Origin of the sequence: Paenibacillus sp. NPDC093718 (assembly GCF_050279985.1) — a bacterium.
Lineage (GTDB): Bacteria > Bacillota > Bacilli > Paenibacillales > Paenibacillaceae > Paenibacillus_AQ.
On the sequence record NZ_JBNNUS010000004.1, the window covers coordinates 452562 to 469811 of the forward strand.

The following is a 17250-nucleotide window of genomic DNA, read 5'->3' on the forward strand; positions in this document are numbered from 1 at the left end:
CTTCTTTCTATGGTCTGTGATTGAAAAAATGCTGAAGCTCTTCCGCTAAATAGGATCGGATTTCTTCCTCGCTGCCCCGCTCCATCAGCTCGATCAGCTCGAAATGAAGCAGCATGGCGCTAATTTCACTGAGCACCTCCAAGCTCTCCTTCGGAAGCTGCTTCGGTGCCAGCATCAGCAGTATGACACCCGCCTCCGCCCCGTCCTCCAGCGGCGCTGCATGCGCCAGCCGGAACAAGGTTAGAGACGGCCAGGTAATATGGCGGCTGCGCGTATGGAACAAGGCCAGCGTCGTATCCGGAATGAGCTGGGTGCCCATCCGTTCGCGCTCAAGCAAACGCTCCATTACCTTCTCCGCATCACGAACAGCCCCGCGCTCAACCACCTTAGCCAAAGCTTCGCCCAATGTGCCCTGCAAATCATCCTGCCGATTATCCAGGTGGTACACATGAAAGCCATCCAGTAGCGTTACGATCTCGTTCATCAGGGCAGCCTGCATGCGCAGACGCTCGAATGACGCGATCTTACGCTCTTCCTCGATGCGCTTACTGGCAGCCATGCCTGCAGCCGGTTTCAGGGATGTGCTCTGGATGAATTGCAGCAGCGCCTCTTTATCATCCGCCGTGAGCAGCGGACTTAATCTCACATACCGTTCCTTCGGCAGCGGAAGATCAATGGTCGAAATAATAAGGTCATATTGCTCCTTCGGTATCCGGGCCGCTTCATACCACGAGACGTTGCCGAGCACCTCAATCTGCGGCATCTCCTTATTCAGCCGGGTCCCGAGAAGCCTTGAGGAGCTAAGACCGCTGGAACATACCAGGATGGCCTTTAGATGATGTCCCAGCTGGTTCAGCCGTTCGCTGGAAGCACCGAAATGCATAACCAGAAACCCGATTTCTTCATCCGGGACGATCATGTCCAGCTTCATGTCATCGACGGAACGACGGACAATTCCGAACAGCTCCTCATAATCCTTCCGAATCGGGCTCAGCAAGGGATTCCGGATCCGGGTCCCTTCCCGAATCCGTTTCATGGCAGCCCCGATGTGCTCCACCAGACCTGTCCGCAGCGTGCGGTCCTCCTGGAATGGAATGCCGGTGCGCCCCTGAACCCGTTCGATAAGACGCTGGGCGATTTCCACCATCTCTACATCCGTGTGAGCCAGTTCGCTGATCTCGGACATGTCCTTCGCTGATTCGAACAAATGAGCAATATATTTCATTTCAGGATCGTGAATATCCATCTTCAAGATTTGTCCTAGACGACTCGCGAAATCCTTTGCCTCCTCCACCGACGAAGAGGATTTACCATATGCCGTAATATCCGTTGTCTCTATGATCCGCCCCTGCTTGATCCTGTTTACGGAAACCGATAACGCTATGAGCATCGCGGTATATGCACCTTCGCTAAGCCCCTCCGTCCAGTCCCAGTTCATATCCCATAAACATTTCTCTACATCGAGCAGCACCGGTTTATCAATCATGGAGAGCAGACGTGCGGTCACCGGCTCGCTTTGATCGCGATATCCATCCCCGACAAGATCGGAGTAATCCAAATATTCCTCGACAAGCCGACAAATCGCCAACCGCCTTACGCCTTCCGAGCCTTCAATCTCGATACCATAACCTCTGCGGCGAATCAGGGTAAGGTTAAACCGCTTCATCCATGGCTCCAGCTCATCCAGGTCATTACTGATGGTCGGCACGGTGACCTTTAAACTATGGGCCAAAGCAAACAGTTTAACGGGCTCATTCGCCTCAAGCAGGGCGCATAGCATGAGGATTTTGCGCTCTTCCACGGAATAATCGGCCGGCTTCCCTGTAAGCAGGCGCTTCCGCAGCTTAGCCATGTCCTCAGGCGTCTCCTCTTCCAGCCGGATGCCCGTTCCCGATTTTTTATGAAGCAGAACGCCCGTGCCCTGCAGTTCCTTCTCAATCTCCTCCATTTCCCGGTGAACCGTCCTGACGCTGACCCCGACCTCAGCGGCTATTTCTGCAGCCGTCATGCCCTCGTTCCTGCTCATCAGGAGCAGAAGGATTTGTCGTTGGCGGGCAGTGATGTGTCCCAGACGCATGGCCCCCTTCTTCATGAAATGAAAGACAACGCCGGCGTTGCTACGCCAGCGTGTCATATGGTTTTAGGCTTATGTTAGTCTTTGAGTCGTTCCACCAGCTCATCATATCTCGGACTCTTCAAGAAGTTGTCGATGGAGATATGCTCCGCATTCGGATTCTTCGCGATGGCCCGCTCGGTGAGTGTTTTCTGGGTAATGACGATATCCGCGTCATCCGGTATTTCGCTTACCGCCGAGTTCACAACCGTAATATCAACGCCCGCTTGCTGCAATTTCTTTCTTAATACCGAAGCGCCCATCGCACTGGAGCCCATGCCGGCATCGCAAGCAAACACGATTTTGTTCACATTCGCTTTGTCCAGATTAGCTACAGCCGCCGAAGCAGGAGCGACTTGGTCGTTCATGCCGCCGGTTTTCATTTCTCTCATCTTGGCGGATGCTTCTTCCAGATTCGGCTCTTCGTCGGTCTTTTTGCCTGTTTTGAGCAGTAATGCCGCTACAGCAAAGGAGACAATCGTTGCAACAAGAACACCGGCCAGGACCGATATCAGGCCGCCTTTAGGCGCCATGGCGAAGTAAGCAATGATGCTGCCCGGCGACGCTGGGCCCACCAAACCGGCTCCAAGAATCTGGAAGGTGAATGTTCCGGCAACGCCACCCGCGATGGCAGCCAGGATCAGAACCGGCTTCATCAGAATATACGGGAAGTAGATCTCATGAATACCGCCAAGGAAGTGAATGACAACTGCCCCCGGTGCGGAAGACTTGGCAGATCCGCGTCCGAAGAACCAATAGGCGAGAAGAATGCCCAGTCCCGGACCCGGATTCGATTCCAGCATATACAGAACCGATTGACCGATCCGTGCCGACTCCTCTGTGGCGATCGGACTAAAGATTCCGTGGTTGATCGCATTGTTAAGGAACAATACTTTCGCAGGCTCAACGATAATGTTGACCAGCGGCAGCAGATTCGCATTGACCAGTACGTCAACACCGGCTGACAACGCTTGGGTAATCCCCTGTACAAGCGGCCCGATTCCGGTGTACGCCACCAATGTCAGTGCGCCGCCAATAATGCCGAGCGAGAAGTTGTTCACCAGCATTTCGAAACCGGATTTGATTTTGCCTTCAATCAGCTTGTCGAACTGCTTCAATACCCATGCGGCCAGCGGACCGACTATCATTGCGCCGAGGAACATCGGAATCTCCGCCCCGACGATAACGCCGACCGTGGTAACCGCGCCGATCACCGCACCGCGTTTGCCATGGATCATCTGCCCGCCCGTGTAACCGATCAAGAGCGGGAGCAGGTACTTGATCATCGGGTCAACCAGCGCTCCCAGATTCTCATTCGGGAACCAGCCGGTCGGGATGAACAGAGCCGTAATCAGACCCCAAGCAATAAACGCACCGATATTCGGCATCACCATACCGCTAAGGAGACGGCCGAGCTGCTGTACCCTTACGCGAATGCCTTTGGAAGCGTTTGTATTTGTCTCGTTGGACATCGTATATAGACCCCCTAGTCATATTTGAAAATAAAACGGAATGTTGTTGTGTCGCTATCTTCTGACATCTCTATGTTAAGTCAGCCCGGCAAAAGGCTCAACGAAAGGAAAAGCGGGTTTCGTCAAGAATATTGTTGACAACTTTTAAAAGGATCATGTCGTTTTTATGAAAATACCGCCGCATCGCGGTTTCATTCGTAGATCAAGCCGGCCCCTGATCCTGTATATTCCAAGCTTTCATGCCCAACCACGTAATTTCACGGATTGCGTACATCCCCGTCATAAGTTCACAACATTCCTTCGGTAAACTGAACCTCATAACGGATAACATCGTGAATCCGAACTTACAACGATGGAGGTTTTCCCACAAAATGAACACACAAGCAAGAAATCACATCGGTCTATCGATGTTCACTATCATTCTGTTGGCTTTGCTCGGTCTGCCCCGCGTGATTGCCCACGATTTGCAGTGGGTCGACCCCCACGGGTTCATCAACCGGCTGCTTGTCTTTATTCCCCCGATCGTCTGGATTCTTTATGTACTCGGAAAGCGGCATAGCGTCAAACATCCATTTGTGCCCTTAATGGCCGTCGGTGCAGTCTATGGATTGCTCTTGGGCATTACCCATCAGCTATTGTGGAATATGGCATTCGAAACGCCGCCGGCTCTGGGCGGCAATCTGGCGGATCTGCCCGCAGCAGCGGGCAGCTTTCTGACCAGAGCCTTCGCCTTCATCAGCAGTGTTGTGACAGGTACGGTGGTTGGCATCGTCTCAGGCATGGTGGCCACAGTGCTTCATCCGCTAGTGAAGGGGCGATCAAGGCGCTAGCCATGAACGGGCCGATACAAAAAAGAAGCGTCGAGAATCTCTCGGCGTTTCTTTTGCTTTAGCCTGCTTTATTCTTCTACACAAAATGAGATAACACGAACACAGCCGGCGAGTTCCAATAGATGGCTACCTCGTTGGTAGAATAACTCTCCATCACATCAGCAAAGGAGGCGGCGGGCGCCTTGCCTGCCAAGTGCTCACGCGCATAGTCATCGTGAAGCCCCTTATTCGGTCCGCCGGAGACGAGGCCCGGAACCGGCTCCTCCACGCCGTCGCCTTCGGAAGGACGATGATGCGGGTGCAGGATTGGCTTAGCCCCAAACCCGGTCACATAACTCATCCCCGTCACGTTCGCCCCGAACACATAGTGTATATGCTCGTGAATATGACGATCATAATCTTCGGAACCTGACAGTCTTCCCGCCACCAGCAGAAGCATCGCGTGATTCAATACCACCATATTGCTGCCCCAAATATATTGATCCGGCAGCAGCGAGATCCCATACCCGTCCCGATCACTGACAGCAGCAAGCTCATCCGCACGCTGAAGCAGACCCGTCATCAGTTCCTTTGCCAGCTCGGGCTCCTCTTCCCACTCCGACATCAGATAGGCGAAGGTTCCATAGCCGCCCATGTCCGCCCAACCCAATTCGTATTTCCCGAATGATTCCTGCCTGGCTAATGCTTGAAAAGCCTCATGATACCGCTCCTCGCCCGTTGTGCGGTATAACTCTGCCGCGGCCCAGTACCGTTCATCCGCATCCTGGCCGTCGCCGTATTCACCTGTAGCGATATCTGGCGGATTGCGGAAACCCGGCATGTTGGGATGTGCCTCCAGCCATGCCCAAGCATGTTCCGCTGCCTGCAGACAGCTTGCGGCGAAGGCTTCATCATAGGGGGAATAGATCCGCGATGACATCGCCATGACTCCGGCAAAACAACCGGTTGCCGTTGCGGAGATCGGCGACAGATACAGCGGAGCCGTATCCTCCTCCGGCATAACGTCTCCCGCCGGAAAACGCAAGGTCGTGAGTTTATGGAACACGCCTCCCGATTCCCCCTGCATGCGCCGCATCCACTCCAGCTCATACCGGCATTCATGAAGCACATCCGGCATGCGACCGTCGCTTTCCGGCAGTGGCAGCTGCTGAGCGAACGCCTCCGGGTAAAACTCGAAAGCCAGCAGCAGATCGGCTACCGCTTTGGCACCGGGAACGACATACTTGCCATAGTCGCCGGCATCGTGCCATCCTCCCCAGGCATCCACCTGCCGCGATTCGTCTCCATGAACGATGGCAGGCGTAAGATGGCAGGCTCCGTGCTGCCAAGGTCCGGCATGCAGCTCATCCAGTACCGTTCCGCAGCGGAAATAATAAAACGCTTTCAACAATGCGCGGTGCGCATCCTCGTATACCTCATCGGCTATGACGAAAGGCACCGACGCTTGCCCATGCTCCGTCTCAATCCGATACGTGCCGGGCACTGCCCATGCGGTGAAATCCCCTCGGCTTACCGTCTGCCCGCTGGCCACATCCTCGATGGCGGGTGATGTTTGGCCCTGCCAAACCACCTCGCCGTTTAATGCATTGACGATATGAAACCGTCCACCCTGACCGGCAATGACGGCAACCTTGGCATCCTGGCTGCGATAGCCTAACTGGTTGACGGCAATGCTGTTTTGCTGTCCATGCTCCTTGTTCATCTCCTCTGCTCACCCTTCCGATTGTCGATTCGAAATTTCCATGCTTTACAACTTCGATAACGATTGCCAATCCCCTCTCATCCGCTATATAAAATGCAATGCCAAATGAAGCAAGCCCTTCCTACCCATGAGGAAGAGCTTGTCTGTTGTGTATTCATCTTTGTTTCATTTGAGTTCCCACAATCACGTTTATCCATCGGCTTGCATCTGCAAAATATAACCTTTCCCCCGGATGCTCTCAATGTCCAGAATGCCTCTCGTCTTCTTACGGACCCGGTAAATCAACGCATTCAGCTCCTCCGAGCTCACATCGGGCACTTCATCCGTTCCGCAGCTTCGCTCGGGCCAAACGTAGGCCTTGAGCTGATCCTTGGACACAAACTGTCCTTGGTGGTTGATCAGCAGCTCCATGCATTTGTACTCTTTTTCCGAAAAAGCGTACACATCCTCGCCGTATACCAGCTCCTGCTTGAACGGATTGAGCCTAAGCCCGACTGAAGCCTCGACTGCAGCCAGCTGTTTGATGAGCGGTGTAATGTCCATCGTCTCATCCATGCTGAGGATGGAGAAGGACAACACGATCAGATCTCCAGCGAGTACAATGGTATCTCCATGCTGGAGGGGAATTTCATCATGGGGAGCCAGCCGTTCCTGATTGACGAAGGTGCCATGCTTGCTGTTCAGATCCTTAATGCTGAACTTCCCGCTTCGATACAGCAGCGCTGCATGCCGCCGGGACACAAAGATATTATCAAACGCGATATCCGGATCAAAATGCTGGCCCTTGCGGCCAAGCACCGTTATGGGTTTGGTCAAAGCTATAACGTCCCCACGCTCGTAGGGATTCCCCCGCTCCACCATCAAAAAGGAGGATTTGTCCATCATACTCCCTCCCGTTCTTATATGCTGCTCATTGTGTTTATCAGTTCGCTATTATGCAATTGTTATGATCCAGCTATTGAGTATGCGCCCAAAATCACTAAGATTTAAGGAAGAAGGATTTAATATAGAGAACTTAGATAGAGATAACTATAAATCTACTACTGCATATTGTATACGATTTTGGGGGATTGGATCATGCGAAAACTAAAAAGATGGAAGAAAATCATACTGTTTTTTCTCGTGTTGTTTGTATTTCTGTTTGTTAATAATACATCCCTGTTCACCAAAGACCGTGACGCCGAGCCGCTGTTGCTGGCGCATCGGGGGCTTGGACAAACCTTCTCGATGGAGGGCATTCAAGCTGACACTTGCACTGCCTCCCGCATCTATGTGCCGGAGCATGCTTACCTGGAGAACACCATCCCGTCCATGAAAGCCGCATTCGAAGCAGGCGCCGATATCGTCGAGCTGGATATCAAGCCAACCAAGGACGGACAGTTCGCCGTGTTCCACGACTGGACCATGGAATGCCGCACCAACGTGGAGGGCTCGGTCAAGGATTATACCATGGAGCAGTTAAAAAACATAGACATCGGGTATGGTTACACCGCCGATCAGGGAGCGACATATCCTTTTCGGGGAAAGGGAGTCGGGTTGATTCCGTCGTTAGACGAGGTATTGGAGGCATTTCCTGACGGTTCATTCCTGATCCATATCAAAAGCACCGACCCCGAAGAGGGAAAACTCCTGGCAGAGTATCTGTCCGGACTGCCGGTGAAGCGTCTCAGCCAGCTGACCGTATATGGGGATGACGAACCGATCCGAGCATTAAAATCCCAGCTCCCATCCCTGCGCGTCATGTCGATGGGCACGCTGAAGAGCTGTCTCGCATCCTACGCCGGAGCCGGCTGGAGCGGCTACCTCCCATCGGTCTGCCGCAACACCCAGCTGCATATCCCGGAGAAATACGCCCGTTACTTGTGGGGATGGCCGGATAAATTCCTGAACCGGATGGACAGCATCAATACACGGGTCATCCTCGTCGCCGGGGATGGCGGCTGGTCGGAAGGGTTCGACTCCGAGTCGGATTTGGAGCGACTGCCGGAAGGCTACAGCGGCGGCATTTGGACGAATCGGGTCGACGTTATCGCTCCGGAGCTGACCATGAAGAAGAATGAATAATCGAAGTGGCCCTATGTCATTCAACTCATCCATAAGGGCATGTTGAAAACCCGCATAAACTGGAACATCCACCCGCTAAAAAGCTCCCGCCCCGCTGCGGGGCTTTTTTTATTTTCACGGGGTGTAGGGCAAAGTTTTTGGGACGTTTTTACCGATTACTATTAATAGGGGTCTTTTAGCCTAATTTCATAATAGAATCATTGAATATATAGGAGTTGATATTTTGGCCAGGGAAACAGAGAAAAAAGGAATGGCGTGGTTTAAGAGTACCCGCTCGAATCAGAACCAGCCCGAGAAGAACAGTACCGAACAAGAGGATATCGCTGTAACGGGAGAAGAAGAGGCGGCTTATTCCGCGGAGCCTGAACTGCCCCCTGCAGAAGGCAACAAACATCTATTCTCCAAGGATAATCAGGACAAGATCGGCCTCGATGTCATCGTTTCGATCGAGAACATGCTGAAGGAACGGCAGCTACTGACCTATAAGAATAGAGGACTGGAGGATCAGCTCTTTACAGCGAACGAGACGATCAACCGGTATAAGCATGAGCAGATCAAGAGAGATCAGCTGGTTCAGGAGAAGAACAAGGAAATCCGCGAACTCGAGAACGTGCTGACGAACAAACAGATGGCCTACGATCAGCTGCTGGAGGATTACAAGGAATACCAGTTAACGTCGAACCTGGCGTATGAGAAGCTCTCCAACCAGCTCGAAACCGAGACCGCCAAGTACAACAAGCTCTATGAGGAGTCTAACAACACCCAATATCAGAGCATGCTCAAGATCAACTCGCTTGAAGAGAAGGCCCGGGAGCTGGAGATTGCCAACCAGAAGTACGCGGAGCAATACCAGAACATCCTGGATGATAAAGCCAAGCTGATGCAGACCATCAATGATTTTACCGAGAAGATGTCCTTCTCCTTCTCACCGAAAACCACGGCTTCCAATACACCATCGGAATAATCTTACCCGCATAACAGCTAGAGAAAGGGGGGGCCATCATGTCAGAATCCTATGGCAGAATCATAGAGCTGCTGGCGATCGAGAGGGATACCGCAACATTCGGTCTACGAATCAAGCTATCCCTAATAGAATCGGCGGAGCTATTATGGCTAACCGATAACGAGAACATAGCGAATATAGCAGCCGTGGCGGAGTTCGACGGGGTTCATAAACACCGAATATCCTTACATACCGCATGGGATGCAAACAAACAGCAATACATAGGTTCCATTACGCGTACATATCGTGAACATAGTGAGCGGTTTTCATTTGCCTGCTCCGTTCCGTTCAGGAACGAATTAGAGTCAATCAAGAAGATCCGACATGTAGATGACTTGCCTACGTTGCCTTTCCTCTCCACGCATCGATCCGAAGCGGATCTGCCCAAAGAGATACCAGCCGCCGAAGGAGACCTGAAAACCAATCGTTTCGCAAGGAAACGGCACCATCTTCCGCTTAAGCTGGTAAGCGCCATCATGATGAGCTTGATTTTTGTTGTATTATTAAGTTCATTTAATTACTCGTATCCCGGTGACATTAAGCCTCACCCTGCAGTAACGGCCACTGCGGAAGCAGAGACCGTTATCCAGTTGCTTGCCGAGAACCGGAGCACCATGATCGCGAAACCCGTGGCAGCCTCAAAGGAGGAAGCAGCGGAGAGCAGACCGAAGGAGAGTAAACCGAAGGATAACAAACCCCCTGCTTCCCTTCCACAGCTGAAGCTGGAGGAGTTCATCTCGTTTAGCCTTCCCAAAGGGTATGTAGCCCTTACATTTGATGATGGCCCATCCAAGCACTCTATCGATATTATGAATGTATTAAAAAAACACGAGGTTGGCGGAACGTTCTTCTTTGTTGGCACCAATGTAAAAAAACATCCCGACTATGTCAGGGCCATCCATGCGAACGGATACCCTGTCGGCAGCCATTCCATGACTCATAGCCAGCTGACAAGCCTTACCTATGAACAGCAGCAGGCAGAGTTGACCCGCGTGTCCGACCTCATCGAGCATATTACTGACGAGAAGCTGGTACTCTTCCGTCCGCCCTACGGTGCCTTTGACGATCGGACCGAAGCGTTAAGCCAACAGCAAGGCAGTAAGATGGTGCTCTGGAACCGGGATCCCGAGGATTGGCTGACCCGCGACGAGGATAAAATCCTCGAGTATGTCCAGCACATCGAAGCTTCCGGCTCCATCATCCTCCTGCATGAATCGCAGGCGGTTGTGGACGCCTTGCCGAAGATTATTAAGCACCTGCAGGATCAGGGACTCACTATTGTCAGTTTGCAATAGCGAACCTACCCTTTAAGCGAATGCCGTATCCGTTGTTCTGCAAACATCGGGTACGGCATTTTTATGGATAAACACGAACGATGGGGCCGAGAAGCTACATTTATTCGTTCGGTCTTCTTAAAGGCTTTAGGAACGCAAGCGTAGAATAGTATGTTCGAGGTGAACCTATGACAACCCGGATTTCCCGCAAGAAAGCCATTCTTGCGATCATCGCCCTTCTTGCTCTAATCGGCGTCGTCTTCATCGCCTACGCTATCATCCATAGCAAGGAGAACCCCGACGTGACAGCAGCGTTTATCGAAGAGCATATGACCAACGATAACGGTACCATTGCTACCTATCTCAAGCCCGCTTCTTCTGAGAACCCGGACATCGTTGCCGGGAGAGAAGCGTTATCCGAGTCGCTCGGACTTTGGATGCAGTATGCTGTCTTATCCGGTGATCGAGCCCGGTTCGATGATAGCGCCCAGCTTCTTACAACCTACTTCCTCCATAATGGTCAGGAAACCTATATCCGGTGGAAGCTCAGACCAGACGGTCAATCCGAGGTAACGACCAATGCACTGGGCGATGATCTCCGAATCCTCGATGCCCTGCTGAAGGCGTACAAACTCTGGGACCGGGATGAACACCTTCAATTGGCGAAGGAGATCGGCTCATCATTGCAAGCAACTGCCCAAACCCAAGGATACTTCGTGGATTATCATGATTTTGAACGGAATGCATCGGCAGCCGTGTTAAGCCTGGTCTACGCTGACATATCGGCACTGCGCGAAATGCAGAATAACGGAATCCTGTCCCGCCAGGAGTATGAACAGTATCAGGACCTGCTCTCCCACATGCCTTCTGACGGTATCTTCTATCCCAAAACCTATCAAATCGGCTCCGGTCAATATGAGTATGACACATCGGTCAATCTAATCGACCAGCTGATCATTGGCATCCATCTGGCGGAGATGGATCATCCGCCGAAGGAGCTCATACAATTCTTGAAGGGAGAATTCCAGAAGAATCAGCAGTTGGCAGGGCGCTACAACCGGAAGACGCGTAAGCCTGACGCGGCATATGAGTCGCCTGCCGTTTACGGCCTGGCTATTATCCTGGCGCTAAAAATGAATGACCTCCCTTGGGCCCGGGAGCTGCATGATCGAATGATCGAATTCCGAGGCCAAGATCCCGCTTTTCCGGGAGGGTATGTGTTTGATGGGAATACGCATGCTTTTGATAACCTGTTTCCTCTGCTCGCGGAGACGCTGCTAGAACCAACCGTGAAATAATCCGTCGTTGCTGCAATCTTTGGTCTCATTACAGACTCTCGATGAGCATATACACACCCGTAAAGATCAAAATGATATAGGTGAATATCTGGAATACTCTCTGATTAATGACTATGAATAGTCGCTGTCCGATCAACAGCCCGACGAACACCAAGGGAAGCGCAATTCCACTCGATACCCAGACCGTCTTGCTCGTTCCCGCTACGATAACCTGAATGATCAAACTCAGGGAATAGATGAACAAATAGAAGGCGAGTGTCGTCCCTCTGAGCTTTGCCTTCTGCGTGTCGGTCCCCGAGAAATATAACAGCAGGGGCGGACCCGGCATTCCAATGCTGGTCGTTAGAGAGCCTGAGAGCCCTCCTACCGCCAGATCCCTGCCATGGCTCTGACGGATTCTGAATTTTAGCATCAGCATGACGGTTAATGCCAATATGATCAGACTAACGCCTAACTTCAGATAACGAATATCGATAAACGAAAAAATAACGATGCCGAGAGGGAGTCCAGCCGCACTTCCGATCACCAATCGCTTGAGGATGCCATAGTCGATGTCCTTGCGTATCCTCGCGATTAGAGCAGCCGAGATGACAAGAGAAAGAATCAAATTAATCTGAATAGCCTCGTTAGGCTGGAACAAGAGCAGCAGAAACGGCGTAGCCAGGATAGAGAACCCAAACCCGGTGCTGGTCTGAAGAATGGACGCCACGAAAATAATGACCGCAAACAGTATAATATCCACGCTGCACCTGCTTTCTTCACGTATTGCGGGAGACTCCTATTTGAGGGCAACCCCATCCTGTCATTGTAACATAATGGAATCATCGGGACGGGTAAGTTGCGTGCTTAATTTGTGCTTGTTGTGCACCAGATGTAAGACGCGTGCCTTGGTTAGATGAGAACAACCCTCCACGATTGGAGGGTTGTTGTTACCACGTATACACGATGATATGCAATAAACGCATCTTATATCTTTTTTACAAATTCCGATTTCAATTTCATAGCCCCGAATCCGTCGATTTTGCAATCAATATCGTGATCGCCATTAGAAACCTAAGCTGGCCAGTATCAATACTTCGGTTACCGAGGATTAAGCCTTTCCGCAGACACCGTAGAAGAACATATGAACCATTCCCTCCAGGAAGCCGTCCATATCATCACTTTGCTGGGCCATAGCCAGAATCGATTCATATTGATTCATGTACAGCTGGATAAAAGCCAGGACGTGCTCTGTCGATACCTCAGGTGAAATCTCACCGCTGGCCTTGCCCTCCTCAATAATCTGAATGGTGAGCGGAATGGCTTTGTTCCTGTACTGCTCCTCCATATAACGGGCCAATTCTTCGTCATCGATTAACAACTCTTTAATCAATCCTGGCGGAAAATCACTGTAGGATTCCTTCTCCAGAAAAATAATGTGCTCGATCTTCTCCTTCAAGGAGTGACCTTCGCTCATATATTCCTCAAAATCCCGAATCGCCTTATCAAAATAGTTGCGAAAAACCTCGCGCAGCAGCTCCTCCTTGCTGCCGAAGTAATTATAGATCGTCACCTGCGATACCTTGGCTGCCTTGGATATGTCGGCAATCCGAATCCGCTTCAGCTCCGAGGTGCGCACCAGTTCCAAGGTGGTTCTCATAATCTTCTCTTTGATCAGACTCGCTCTTTTCTCAAAACCGTTCATTTCCCTTCATCCTAACTCCTAAGATTAATTATGTAATTTATGAAATTTATACATAAATTAATTTCACTAAATCATTGACGATGCCACAAGCTAGGTATATCATAACATATGAAATATCCGATATATAATATTTCATTTCTTCAATTATTCCGGAGGTGGCGGTATGTTAACCGTTCAACATTTGACGAAGACATTTTCCAACGGAAGGGGCATCTTCGATGTATCGTTTTCGGTGGAGCCGGGCGAGGTTTTTGGTTTTTTAGGGCCGAATGGTGCCGGAAAATCAACGACCATCCGGCACATCATGGGTTTTATGAAGCCGGATCAGGGATACGTCAAGGTAAATGGGCTGGATACCTGGAGAGAACAAGGGAAGTTCCAATCGGATGTAGGTTATCTGCCAGGTGAAATTTCCTTTATCGAAGGGATGACCGGAAAGACCTTTTTGGATTTCATGGCCGACATGCAGGGAATTCGGGACTTGTCCAAGCGGAATCAATTGATCGATCGCCTGCAATTCGAGGTTCAGACCCCGATTCGTAAAATGTCCAAGGGAATGAAACAAAAGGTCGGGATCGTCGCTGCCTTCATGCATGATCCGAAAGTCATTATTCTGGATGAGCCCACTTCGGGACTCGATCCGCTGATGCAGAAGGTGTTTATTGAGATCGTTCTTGAGGAGAAAGCCCGCGGCACAACATTCTTGATGTCATCCCACAGCTTTCAGGAAATCGAGAGAACCTGTGACCGAGCCGCAATTATCAAGGACGGGGTCATCATTGCCGTCAAGGACATTCATGAATTGCAATCCATGCAGCGGAAGCTGTTCGAGGTCAACTTCGTGCATCCAAGCGATGCCGAGGCCTTCCGGAACTCAGGGCTGCTTATCGAATCTTATGAAGGCACTCGGGTGAGAGTAGCCGTCCAGGGCAATTACGATCAGTTTATCCAAGAGACGGGCAAATACCCTGTGCGCAGCATCGATGTCTTCACCCAGAACCTCGAGGATATTTTCATGAATTATTATGATCGGAAGGGGATATCGAAATGAATGTCACCTTATATAAACAGATGATGAAAGTAAATATGAAAAGCTTGATGAATTACGCATTCGGGTCCGCTTTCTATATCCTCCTGATGTTCTGGTTATATCCGAGCATCGCCAAGAACACAGAGGCCATCGACGACCTGGTCGCGTCGATGCCGGAGGGCGTCGGAAAAGCCTTCGAGCTCAATGGCTTCGGTACAGCGGAAGCTTTCATCTCCGGGGAATATTACGGATTAATTCTGGTGCTCATCCTGGCTATCGTCTGCGTTCAGCTGACGACCCAGCTAATGGCCAAATTGGTCGATCAAGGCTCGATGGCCTATTTGCTGTCGGCCCCGACGACAAGAGGGAAAGTGGCACTCACGCAAGCCATGGTGATGACGAGCGGGCTCTTCCTTATCCTGGCGGTCACGACGTTGGCCGGATTCGCCGGATACGCTTGGCTGCTGGGGGATTCTTACGAATTCAATACCGCTCGATTCATCCAGATGAACGTAGCGGCTTTCCTGCTCTTTTTTGCCATCTCCAGCATCTGTTTTCTCGTGTCCTCGCTATGCAATGACGAGAAGAAGGCACGGAGTATCTCCGGGTTGATTACATTCGGATTCTTCAGTCTGGATTTGATCAGTAAATTCAGCGATAAGATTGAATGGATACGCAACCTTACCCTCTTCTCCTTATATCAACCCGGGGAAATTGTAAATGGGACGGGAGATTTCATGGTAACCTCCCTTGTGCTTGCCGCCATCGGCGTGATCGCATTCGGCCTGGCCGTCGTGTTATTTCGAAAACGTGATTTGCCGTTGTAATTCATTCATGTTGTTAGCTAAGAAAACATAGAGGGCACCCGGATTGGGTGCCCTCTCTTATATATTCCATTCGTTCTCTTCCAAAACCCACCTACCCCGTTATGATCGACTTCGCCTTCTCCAACGCCGAAACAACCTTGTCACACCACACATCAAACTCTTCATCTTCCCGTTGATGCTCCGGATGGGATAGGATATAGTTCACCGTTTGCCTGATTCCTTGATCAGCCCGGGTGGTTGCCACAAATTCAGGGACAAGCCGCTTGAGCTTGGCGTTATCGAACACAACCGTATTCGCTTTGTCCCCCAACAAAGAACCTCTAAAGTCCTGCGTGCTGCTTGCATCCAAGAATTCCGAAGACACGTGCACCGCATTCAGCTGTACGCCCAGTGCATCCGCAATGATTTGGTAGATCTGATTCCAGGTGAGCGACTCGTCAGAGGTAATATGCACCGACTCCCCGATGGCATGAATGTTGCCCATCAGACCGATGAATCCTTTTGCAAAATCGCTGTTGTGCGTCAGCGTCCACAGTGACGTCCCGTCCCCATGAATAATGACCGGTTTATTCTCCAGCATCCGCTTCACGACCTGCCAGCTTCCCTGGCTGCCGTGCACGCCGAGTGGAATGGACCGCTCATCATACGTATGGCTAGGCCTTACGATGGTTACCGGGAAGCCATGTTCCCGATACTGCTTCATCAGATAGTCTTCGCAAGCTATTTTATTACGGGAATACTCCCAGTACGGATTGGATAAAGGTGTACCTTCCGTAATGCGATAATCGGATAATGGCGTCTGATAGGCGGAAGCGGAGCTGATAAAGATGAACTGCTTGGTTTTTCCGTTGAATAGACGATAATCTCTCTCCAAGTGGGCCGGTTCGAATGCTATAAAGTCGGCCACAATATCGAAATCGAGATGCTCAATAAGTTTCGCTACTCGGTCTTCGTCATGAATATCGGCCTGCAAAATATGTGCGCCCTCGGGCAATGTGTCGTTTCGGTTCCCTCGGTTGAGCAGGTATAACTCGTTTCCCTGTTCCAGCAGCTGCTTCGTAATCGCCGAGCTGATCGTTCCGGTTCCTCCAATAAACAACGCTTTCATAAACTGCACCTCCGCTAGCAATAATGAGAAGACCTGCAACTTTGACCTTCTATCCTTTACGATAGCATGGGCACGGTTGCCATTACAATTTCCAAAAAGAGTTGACCCTGTGGTGCACCCCACGGTTTATGATGACATCAGGGAGGAGAAGCATGTACAGAATCAGTGAGTTCTCTCAGATTACCGGATTAAGCAAAGAAACGTTACGTTATTATGCAGAAGTGAAGCTTCTGGAGCCCGCTTATATTGAACCATCAAACAACTATCGCTATTACGATGTTGGGAGCTACTTTTTTGCGAAAAAAGTTAAAGATAAATCGACGATCTACTTCAACAGACTAAGGAGATCGACGAATTCCTTGCATCGGGTAAGGAGCAGAAGCGATGATTCAATGGAAAGAAGATATCACGATTGCAGCTCATATCGATAAGGTATGGGAATTATTTTCAGATCAGCATATCCGGCGAATTATGCCTAAAGTGGAAGAACACGCGCTGATTGAAAAAAACGAAATGGAAGCCGGGGCTAAGCACCGGCAAACCTATCGCGAAGGCAAGCGAGCGGAAACTTATATCGTGGAAACGTTAGTTTACGAGGATCTTCAAGACAAGAAGCGAAAAAAGATCCGCTTTGTGCTGGGGAATGCTTTTGAAGTCACGCTTAGCTTCACCCTGCACAAGCTGGACCCTGCACACACCCAATTCATTTATGAAGGCCAGAATTTAGGGGTTAATTTTGTCGGCAGGGCCATGTTGAAGCTCGGCAGCCAGAAAAGCAACAATCAATCCGTACAGGATTTTCTGCAGAGGGTGGAGCAGGAAGCAATGAAGTAAACCGGGAAGCT

Annotated in this window: 16 protein-coding genes and 1 pseudogene; 9 read left to right on the forward strand and 8 right to left on the reverse strand. The window is 50.7% G+C overall.

Going from position 1 to position 17250, the window contains the following annotated elements:
* Positions 1-7 precede the first annotated feature (7 nt).
* Positions 8-2077: a BglG family transcription antiterminator gene (locus ACQKPA_RS14940; RefSeq protein WP_427493576.1), complete on the reverse strand. Its 2070-nt coding sequence runs from the start codon at positions 2075-2077 to the stop codon at positions 8-10.
* Between the two features lie 74 nt (positions 2078-2151).
* A complete protein-coding gene (locus tag ACQKPA_RS14945; RefSeq protein WP_427493410.1) occupies positions 2152-3585 on the reverse strand; it encodes a PTS mannitol transporter subunit IICB in 1434 nt (477 codons plus the stop codon).
* A 371-nt stretch (positions 3586-3956) separates the two neighbouring features.
* Here ACQKPA_RS14945 and ACQKPA_RS14950 point away from each other — a divergent pair, with 371 nt between their 5' ends.
* On the forward strand, positions 3957-4415 hold the full coding sequence (locus ACQKPA_RS14950) for a hypothetical protein (RefSeq protein WP_427493411.1): 459 nt from the start codon (positions 3957-3959) through the stop codon (positions 4413-4415).
* 76 nt (positions 4416-4491) lie between these two features.
* On the opposite strand, the gene ACQKPA_RS14955 is transcribed toward ACQKPA_RS14950, so the two are convergent.
* On the reverse strand, positions 4492-6117 hold the full coding sequence (locus ACQKPA_RS14955; protein WP_427493412.1) for a glycoside hydrolase family 9 protein: 1626 nt from the start codon (positions 6115-6117) through the stop codon (positions 4492-4494).
* Positions 6118-6306: 189 nt separating this feature from the next.
* Positions 6307-7002 (reverse strand): FHA domain-containing protein, encoded by a 696-nt coding sequence (locus tag ACQKPA_RS14960; protein WP_427493413.1) that lies wholly within the window; start codon positions 7000-7002, stop codon positions 6307-6309.
* Positions 7003-7194: 192 nt separating this feature from the next.
* On the opposite strand from ACQKPA_RS14960, the gene ACQKPA_RS14965 reads away from it, so the two are divergent.
* From ACQKPA_RS14965 to ACQKPA_RS14980, 4 genes are all read left to right on the forward strand, one after another.
* Positions 7195-8181 (forward strand): glycerophosphodiester phosphodiesterase family protein, encoded by a 987-nt coding sequence (locus tag ACQKPA_RS14965; RefSeq protein ID WP_427493414.1) that lies wholly within the window; start codon positions 7195-7197, stop codon positions 8179-8181.
* Positions 8182-8404: 223 nt separating this feature from the next.
* Positions 8405-9145 (forward strand): hypothetical protein, encoded by a 741-nt coding sequence (locus ACQKPA_RS14970; RefSeq protein ID WP_427493415.1) that lies wholly within the window; start codon positions 8405-8407, stop codon positions 9143-9145.
* Between the two features lie 38 nt (positions 9146-9183).
* Positions 9184-10479, forward strand: a complete 1296-nt coding sequence (locus ACQKPA_RS14975) for a polysaccharide deacetylase family protein (RefSeq protein WP_427493416.1) — start codon at positions 9184-9186, stop codon at positions 10477-10479.
* Positions 10480-10646: 167 nt separating this feature from the next.
* Positions 10647-11756, forward strand: a complete 1110-nt coding sequence (locus tag ACQKPA_RS14980) for a glycosyl hydrolase family 8 (protein WP_427493417.1) — start codon at positions 10647-10649, stop codon at positions 11754-11756.
* A gap of 28 nt (positions 11757-11784) precedes the next feature.
* Here the strand turns inward: ACQKPA_RS14980 and ACQKPA_RS14985 are convergent, their stop codons facing one another.
* The 3 genes and pseudogenes from ACQKPA_RS14985 to ACQKPA_RS14995 all read right to left on the reverse strand — a co-directional run bounded on the left by ACQKPA_RS14985 (position 11785) and on the right by ACQKPA_RS14995 (position 13440).
* On the reverse strand, positions 11785-12498 hold the full coding sequence (locus ACQKPA_RS14985) for a sulfite exporter TauE/SafE family protein (protein WP_194540150.1): 714 nt from the start codon (positions 12496-12498) through the stop codon (positions 11785-11787).
* A gap of 224 nt (positions 12499-12722) precedes the next feature.
* Positions 12723-12803 (reverse strand): annotated as a pseudogene (locus tag ACQKPA_RS14990) (PhnA domain-containing protein); the annotation flags it as partial.
* 43 nt (positions 12804-12846) lie between these two features.
* Positions 12847-13440, reverse strand: a complete 594-nt coding sequence (locus tag ACQKPA_RS14995; protein ID WP_427493418.1) for a TetR/AcrR family transcriptional regulator — start codon at positions 13438-13440, stop codon at positions 12847-12849.
* A 163-nt stretch (positions 13441-13603) separates the two neighbouring features.
* Between ACQKPA_RS14995 and ACQKPA_RS15000 the strand changes: the two genes are divergently transcribed.
* Complete coding sequence (locus ACQKPA_RS15000; RefSeq protein ID WP_427493419.1) at positions 13604-14491, forward strand: ABC transporter ATP-binding protein; 888 nt, start codon at positions 13604-13606, stop codon at positions 14489-14491.
* Positions 14488-15297, forward strand: a complete 810-nt coding sequence (locus tag ACQKPA_RS15005; protein ID WP_427493420.1) for an ABC transporter permease subunit — start codon at positions 14488-14490, stop codon at positions 15295-15297. Before ACQKPA_RS15000 ends, ACQKPA_RS15005 begins: the two co-directional genes overlap by 4 nt.
* A 91-nt stretch (positions 15298-15388) precedes the next feature.
* On the opposite strand, the gene ACQKPA_RS15010 is transcribed toward ACQKPA_RS15005, so the two are convergent.
* Positions 15389-16405, reverse strand: a complete 1017-nt coding sequence (locus ACQKPA_RS15010) for an SDR family oxidoreductase (protein ID WP_427493421.1) — start codon at positions 16403-16405, stop codon at positions 15389-15391.
* 152 nt (positions 16406-16557) lie between these two features.
* On the opposite strand from ACQKPA_RS15010, the gene ACQKPA_RS15015 reads away from it, so the two are divergent.
* Together ACQKPA_RS15015 and ACQKPA_RS15020 are read left to right on the forward strand one after the other, a co-directional pair.
* A complete protein-coding gene (locus tag ACQKPA_RS15015; protein WP_427493422.1) occupies positions 16558-16836 on the forward strand; it encodes a MerR family DNA-binding transcriptional regulator in 279 nt (92 codons plus the stop codon).
* Positions 16790-17239 carry an SRPBCC family protein gene (locus ACQKPA_RS15020; RefSeq protein ID WP_427493423.1) on the forward strand — a complete coding sequence of 150 codons (450 nt, stop codon included), beginning with the start codon at positions 16790-16792 and terminating at the stop codon, positions 17237-17239. Before ACQKPA_RS15015 ends, ACQKPA_RS15020 begins: the two co-directional genes overlap by 47 nt.
* Positions 17240-17250 lie beyond the last annotated feature (11 nt).